This window comes from Shewanella surugensis (assembly GCF_023284005.1).
GTDB lineage: Bacteria > Pseudomonadota > Gammaproteobacteria > Enterobacterales > Shewanellaceae > Shewanella > Shewanella surugensis.
In genome coordinates, this window is record NZ_JAKIKS010000244.1 from 1 (window position 1) to 3,101 (window position 3,101).

Annotated in this window: 4 protein-coding genes and 1 pseudogene; 2 read left to right on the top strand and 3 right to left on the bottom strand. The window is 38.7% G+C overall.

All coding sequences use genetic code 11. The annotated features are described in order from the left end of the window. Positions 1 to 648 precede the first annotated feature (648 nt). Positions 649 to 1,284: a LysE family translocator gene (locus L2764_RS26445; RefSeq protein ID WP_248943326.1), complete on the top strand. Its 636-nt coding sequence runs from the start codon at positions 649 to 651 to the stop codon at positions 1,282 to 1,284. Between the two features lie 8 nt (positions 1,285 to 1,292). After that, positions 1,293 to 1,460 (top strand): hypothetical protein, encoded by a 168-nt coding sequence (locus tag L2764_RS26450; protein WP_248943327.1) that lies wholly within the window; start codon positions 1,293 to 1,295, stop codon positions 1,458 to 1,460. 156 nt (positions 1,461 to 1,616) lie between these two features. Here the strand turns inward: L2764_RS26450 and L2764_RS28435 are convergent, their stop codons facing one another. The 3 genes and pseudogenes from L2764_RS28435 to L2764_RS26460 form a co-directional block, all read right to left on the bottom strand. After that, positions 1,617 to 1,745 carry a transposase gene (locus L2764_RS28435; protein ID WP_376708506.1) on the bottom strand — a complete coding sequence of 43 codons (129 nt, stop codon included), beginning with the start codon at positions 1,743 to 1,745 and terminating at the stop codon, positions 1,617 to 1,619. Beyond that, the gene (locus L2764_RS26455) at positions 1,690 to 1,959 is read right to left on the bottom strand and encodes a transposase (protein ID WP_248943328.1); all 270 of its coding nucleotides are present in this window, start codon (positions 1,957 to 1,959) and stop codon (positions 1,690 to 1,692) included. Before L2764_RS26455 ends, L2764_RS28435 begins: the two co-directional genes overlap by 56 nt. A 38-nt stretch (positions 1,960 to 1,997) precedes the next feature. Continuing rightward, a pseudogene (locus tag L2764_RS26460) lies at positions 1,998 to 3,101 on the bottom strand (IS3 family transposase); the annotation flags it as partial.

Sequence of the window (3,101 nt, forward strand, 5' to 3'; positions counted from 1 at the left end):
CAATTGGTGATTTTATTCTTAGCCTTGCCCATCGGTGGAGCCTTTTTAAATCAGTGATAATGATCTGATCGCAAGATTTACGATAGGTTCCCTGATTTAGTCAACAACGCCCCTTGGGCACGGACTTAAGCCCTTTTAGGGCGTCACCCAAATAAGCCTCCGGCTTTGCCGGAGGTAAGTTAACTTGTCTTGGTTATTCATTATAGTAATATTTAGTGATGTGTTTTATTGCTTTTTTGATATAAGGAATTAGTGATAAAACTACAGTATTGGAAGTAGTGATGGATTTATTTATTATACTGATTTAATAGATGTTTTCTTTTCAATGGTTTTTTGTCTTTTTATTAGGTAACAGTTTGATGAAAAATCGTATCATTTTATAGCTAAATTATCGTGTTTTTTTTATAATAAATTATCATTATTGATAGTATATTACCCTTTTAAGGTTAATTAATTGTTTGTCTTTATTCTCGGTATTTGTTGCTTTATGAAAGTAGACAACAAACTAAATGAAAGTTAAGCTTTTTTTAACGTTATTACTCTAATAAAAGTGAAAGCGATATAAATTAAATAATGTTTATTAATATTATTTAATTTATATAATGACAGCCCTTTATATATTGATGTTCTAACTAAAGTGGTTGTTTTATGTTATCGATGATTTTGCTTGGTTTATCTTTCTCTGCCCCAATTGGTCCAGTATCCGCTGAAGCTATCCGACGAGGGTTGATAGGCGGTTTCATGCCAGCCTTTAAAGTGAAATTTGGCGCCGCTATTGGTGATTTAGTGTTTTTAATTGCAGCTTTTTATGGCATGTCAATGATAGCGACGAATACTTTATTACTTGGGATACTGTCTTTAAGTGGGGGGGCGTTGCTGCTTTACATTGGGATAAAGAATATTATCAAAGCCATCAAATATGTTGACGTTGTGGATAATGTTGAAGGGGAAGAGAGCAAAAAAGGAGATAAAGCATTGTCTAACGGATTACAAGTTGGGTTTGGTATTGCCGTTATGAACCCTTTTGCATTGGCATTTTGGTTGACTATTTTTACCAGTGGTGAATTTAGTTGGGGGACGGATAACACCAGCATATTATTAAATGTGGCCTACCTTTTTATTGGGATATTGCTATGGGATGTGATTTTGGCGGGCATGTTGGAAGGAGGCAAGCGGATTGTTAATGCGTTTACCATTAGATTAGTCACTGGAATCGCAGGGTGTTATTTGACTTGGATTGGAATGACATTTGCTTTTGAGAGCGTCACGCGTTTGATGGGATAAGGATAGATATGGAAAAGCCTCCGCTAAAAAGTGAGGCCAATTCATTTTATAACAGCTTATTAGGCAGTTATGCCCCTATTAAAAAACAATATCTAAGCTATCGTATCTACTCGATTAAGTCAACCACACAACGATATATCCCCAAAGGAATTCAAGTTGCAGACTCTAGCGTTTGAAAGTGATCAGTCATCCTACTCGCTAAAGTCTCTGCGATTTCGGTAACGTTTTATCGAAAAATTGGTTTATTTGCTGTCGAAATGCTTTCGCCGTCGCAAAATACTTGTCGTTTCTTACATGCGAATTCATGACTTTCTATAACCGCTCTATTGGATTCAAATTAGGGCTATAAAGGTCGGTAAGTAATGAAGTTCTATGTTGAGTTTTTTTGCTGTGTCTTTCACGCTATCAGCTCGATGATAAGCGGCCCCATCTAAGATGAGGTGAATGCATTTTTTCCGAATGTTGCTGTCTCAGCTTACCTAAAAAATCGTTCACAGACGCTTGATTTATCCGTTCATATTGAACACTAACTGTTTCAGCTAACTTGCCTAACTGAATACTGCCAATAATTTTAAGTCGAGTACGACTTCCAATCGTATTGATAAGCTTATCTTTACCCTTTCGTATCCAACCATAAGATAATTTGGTCGCCATCGTTGGGTGAACAGGATCCATAAATACAATGATACCCCGCACTAAAACTGGACACTCAATTAAGCGACTTTTTGCTGTTCATAATGCAGTGGGCTTTGATACCCAATTGCACTATGCCTTCTTGTTCGATTGTAATCAACTTCAATGTATTCGAAGACAGCATGACGCATCTCGTCACGGGTCATTATTGGTTCATATTGAATAGCTTCAACTTTGAGAGAATGGAAGAAAATCTCAGCAACAGCGTTGTCCCAACAGTTTTCTTTTCGGCTCATGCTCAAGCGTAAATGATGTTCTGCGGCTAAGTCTCGATAAGCATGAGAACAATACTGGCTCCCCCTATCACTATGTATAATGACACCTTTAGGAAATCCTCTGCGAAACAATGCCATTGTCAATGCATCCGTTACCCATTGCGCTTTCATGTGTGTATCCATAGATCAACCCACTACCGCTAGGGAATACAAATCTATCACTACAGCTAAATAGAGCCAGCCTTCGCAGGTCCACAGGTACGTGATATCCTGCACCCATTTTTGATTAGGCGCGCTAGCATCAAAGTTTCGCGCTAACACATTATCAGCAATAGGTAACTGATGGTAACTGATGGTCACTGTCAGTCGTCACCTTGAATTTTCTGGCTGCCTTGGCCACCAAGTTTTGTCTACGCATGCTATCAGATATAGTCCTGATTGCAGCTGGAACTTGCTCTTCTATTAGCTCTCGTTGAATACGAATGGCACCATAACGTTCTTTACTGTCATCAAAAATTTGTTTTATTTTCACATCTCTATAATCGCGATTAAGCATTCTATTGCTAGGCTCTTGAGCATAATGACTCCAGTGATAATACCCACTTCGTGATACTCGAAGCACCCGCGCCATACGTTTCGTTGAGAAACAATGTTGGTGCTCAAGCATGAATTCAAACGAGCTATTTTTGATTCTTCGCGAAGTAGGCCGCCGCCTTTTTTAAGATAGCTAAATCCTCTGCTTGCTCCGAAAGCTGATGCTTAAGCTTAGCGACTTCGGCGGCAAGTTCGGCTTCCCTTTGGCTAGTACTGACTTTTTTGGCTGTTTTTGCACGCCAACTATAGATTTGTGATTCATGAATACCCCGTTCTTTTTCGGCTTTGGAAACCCCGTTTCTTTCAGCTAAAGCA